Genomic DNA, 3925 nt, shown 5'->3' with positions numbered 1-3925 from the left:
CTCTGAAGGTATGAGCATCCGTCGAAGTCACGGATACATTAAGTAAAAACACTCCACGCACTGGAGTGTTTTTTTTTAAACTCTGATAAGTCTGAGTCCATTATACAAAAAAAGCCTGATCCCCCATAAAAATGGAGTCAGGCTCTTTCAATCTTCAGAGGGAAAGTATTAGTTATTTCGACGTAAAAGGCTTCAACAAGTGGCTGAGTCCTTTCAAAACACTCATATTCGGCTGGGTGGCAATTTTCTTCACCATCGGATTGCGAAGGGATTTAGTCACTAAATCCAGTTGATGATTACTTAGGCCTTCAATCGCTCTGCGGAGTACCAGGGAATCATCATAATCCTTATAGAGTGGTTTACACAGCTCTTCATAATTCCCAAGCCCGCAGATATCCTGAGCGGCATAAATGCCACTTAGAAGTGATCCGGTCTGCCCAAAACCTAAGAATGGAGTGGTGGCTCCGAAACAGTTGCCAACAAAGAACGTGTTGCCGATTCGTGGATAATTACATTTTCCTACCATGTAATCGGTGATCGTAAATTCTTTTTCAATCTTAATTTCCTGATTTAGGGTACGGGAGGCTTGCTTCACCATTACGTTCCAGAACTCATTTCTTTTTTGTAACCACTCGTCTTCATACTGCGGATAGACGATCACAAGAGTCGCTTCTGTTTTGGAGTGAGGCAGCAAGTAACCCATACCTTTTGGAGCAAAATCGTTATTGAACCAGGTATGTACCTCATTACGGACGAAGTCCCCTTTGACGATAGCACCGGCAAATGCAGAAGCTAATGCTATGTCATATGTCTGAATTTGCTGTGTAGCCTGCGGATCGCCTGTGGCTAATACCACATGGGTATATTCTTTTGAGATGTCTTCATGTGTCGCATGGTTGCCGTAATGGATTTTACTATGCACCAGCTGTTGGGCTAATTGCTTCTCATAGGACTCCTCATATTCGCCGCGCATATTGATAAAACCGATATTTCCTTCCACATAGGCAGATTCGTTTTCGGAATGGACATATATTTTCTGTACATTGCTGGTTGGCTTTAAGTGGATATCATATGTTTCAGAAAAGTATTTGACCGAGTCATTGATGGGTGCGTGAAGAATAGGCGTTATTAATTGCGCAATGTCATAGCGAAAACCTATTTCGTTTTGGTGTTCAAAAATATCAGCAGTATGTCCATGTTTTTCTAATGTCACGGCACATGAAAGACCGGCAAGTCCTGCTCCGATAATCGCTGTTTTCACAAGGCCACCCCCTTTTCTTTATAGTGTTCGTAAGGAGGCCCGTTTTATTCCTGCCATCGTGAGGGAAATTAGTAATACAGATCTCGAAGTTCCCGTACTCCTTCCTGAACTAGATCCCTCCGCTTTTCAATTATAATCATCTCCAAGAACAAAACTTGAAAATATGCGCTAATTAATTGATTAAGTTAACTCGAAATCCATTACAAAATTACACTTGGACACAGAATAAGGAATGTTATTTCTTAAACGATAATCCTTCCTCTTTCAAAGCTGATTTCAGCTTCGGCAATGACGATGGACCCATGCCATGAAATTTCAAAACGTCTTCTTCACTGTATGTTGATAAAATCCTCAAAGAAGTTATCCCTTTGTTTTCCAAGGCTCTTCTGGCTGGTGCTGCAAGTAATGAGAGAAATCCACTTTCAGGTTTTCGTGCGTTTTCACAGATTGGACAAGTTGGACAATCGCTGCTTTTATAATATCTGTGCCCTTTATCGCATATCCTCATATTTTTATTTGAAGTCATGTAGACATCTCCTTAATTAATAAAATTGGATTACCTATAAAATCACTTTTATCTATATTCAAGCTAAACTCAATAAGGCCTTTTTAAAATTTCTTATTGGCGAATATCATGGTAAAGGGTAATCTATGACTTCCAGGATTAAATATACTATTCCAACTAAAGTAAATGGAGCGAGTGTGACTAGAAAAACAAACAAAAACTTTTTAACTTCTTGCTTAGGAATTAACTGTTTTACTCTTTTACTAAACAACCAACTCAAAAATAAAATAATGCCAGCAATCCCTAAAAAGTACCCGCTAACATATTCTGGACTCTCCCCAGTTAATTCAATAAGATAACTTCCGGTTATGAGACTGAAAATTATAACTATGGATAGGATCGCTTTAAATTTCCACAGCCACCACGTTATCCTAAAGTGCTTTATACCTTCTCTAAAATCACCTCTTACCCTTTCTAATTTTTCCTTCAAATATTCGATAAATCTTTTAATCGTATATACCCCTTTCTCATCACTCTCATAACTTTAATACCAAATAAGTAATGATAATACCAGAAGCTAACTCTAAGTGTGGATTCTAACATGAGATCAATATCTATTACTTCAAGAAGAATGTACCAAATGGTACTGGATATAAAATGGAATAAAATAAAGGAGACGCCTCTCTTTATTAAAGATTCGTCCCCCATTACTTTAAGTCTAAATTTCTATATATATTTGCGAAGTCTTTTGCTTTATCAACAGTTAGGCGAAGTAGTACGTGTACTTTTACTCAAATTGACTCTTTCTTCATAACATCTCTCCGGCCTACAATCCGATTACTTATTATATTAAAGCCCACTAAACTAAAAGACTTGTTCCATCCACAAGGCTCACTGGTTTCCAGCAAGGTTACTCTGTACCTGAAGATTACTCGTAAGCCCAGGTAGAGAATGTTTTTGTTAGGCTAGAATTTAACGTTTGTTTTATTCGCTAAAGGCTCTCCGGCTTTAATAAAGGATTCGCGCTTTACCCTTTCATTGAGACTGACCTTTCTTTTTTCAAACAATAGTACAACGGTCGAACCAAAATTAAAGAAGCCAACTTCTTCCCCTTTTTTCAGGTACGCAATGGAATGAGATAGTTGAATCGTGTTAACCCACATGGCTCCTATCTTTACGAGAGCGATATACATCCCATCATCTTGTTCTAATTCCGTGACAATTCGGTAATTAGTTGAAATTGGAGAGTTTCCTAAGGTCATTCCCCACTTATTAACAGGGGTGGACTTTCCACCAAGCTCATACTGCTTGGTAACGACACCATCTGCGGGAGAGTGAATTCGATGATAATCTTGCGGACTAAGGTACAGAACAATAAATAAACCATCTTGAAAGCGTTCTATCATTTCTTTATTCTCTAATAGATCATCAATTGAATAAGGGATTCCTTTTATCTTAAATGCCGTACCCTTTATCTCTCCGAATTGCTCTACTTTAGCATCGACAGGACTTACAATTTCTTTCTTACCTTCCTTTACAGGTCGTGCACCTGCCCTCAGTTTCCTAACAAAAAAATCTTCTAATGAAGTAAATTCTTTTATATTTTTGTCTAATTCGTCCGTTTGGATCTTCAGAACTTTCACGAATGGGAGAATGAGCCATCTACTGAGAGGAGAACGGCTAGCTCTCAGAATAAACTTTCCGATCCATGGAGAACTAAGGAAGCTAATAATACGCCGATACAAATGCTTTTTCACTCAATCTCCCCCAGGTTTTTTCTTTGTTCTATATCCTATACGTCATCTACTGAATTTTCTACAATCCTGCCGGTAAATGAAAAGTAATCGTTCATATTGAACAATCGCCTTCTATACGTGAAGACTCGATATCAAGATAAACTAGTGCACGTTTATAATTAAATTTAAAATGCCCAATTTCCGTTTCGTAAAACCGGAACGAGCTCACCGGATTCTGTTTCACCATCGATATCGAGGTCTGCGGTTCCAATCATAAAGTCCACATGAATCAGGCTCTCATTTAATTCATGCTCCGCTAATTCCTTTTTACTCATTACTGGTCCATCCTCTAATGCTATGGGTAAACCTTTACCAAGTGCTACATGGCACGACGCATTCTCATCAAATAACGTATTATAGAAG

The 3925-nt window shown here is 38.4% G+C and carries 4 protein-coding genes; all 4 read right to left on the bottom strand.

Annotated elements, in window-relative coordinates:
- Positions 1 to 172 precede the first annotated feature (172 nt).
- The gene (locus tag WAM07_RS10290; protein WP_422166580.1) at positions 173 to 1261 is read right to left on the bottom strand and encodes an NAD(P)-binding protein; all 1089 of its coding nucleotides are present in this window, start codon (positions 1259 to 1261) and stop codon (positions 173 to 175) included.
- Between the two features lie 235 nt (positions 1262 to 1496).
- Positions 1497 to 1787, bottom strand: a complete 291-nt coding sequence (locus WAM07_RS10285; protein WP_422166578.1) for an RNA polymerase alpha subunit C-terminal domain-containing protein — start codon at positions 1785 to 1787, stop codon at positions 1497 to 1499.
- Between the two features lie 944 nt (positions 1788 to 2731).
- Complete coding sequence (gene asd, locus WAM07_RS10280; protein ID WP_422166576.1) at positions 2732 to 3523, bottom strand: archaetidylserine decarboxylase; 792 nt, start codon at positions 3521 to 3523, stop codon at positions 2732 to 2734.
- A gap of 164 nt (positions 3524 to 3687) precedes the next feature.
- The coding region (locus WAM07_RS10275; protein WP_422166574.1) for an aminopeptidase at positions 3688 to 3925 on the bottom strand (238 nt) is incomplete at its 5' end.

The sequence above is a fragment of the Halobacillus sp. genome (assembly GCF_049282395.1).
GTDB lineage: Bacteria > Bacillota > Bacilli > Bacillales > Halobacillaceae > Halobacillus.
The sequence above is the reverse complement of the archived record's forward strand: the minus strand, read 5'-3'. Positions and strand labels throughout refer to the sequence as shown.

Bases quoted from the DNA above. Each gene is read 5' to 3' on its own strand.
- WAM07_RS10285 (WP_422166578.1), bottom strand. From the start codon at position 1,787: ATGACTTCAAATAAAAATATGAGGATATGCGATAAAGGGCACAGATAT.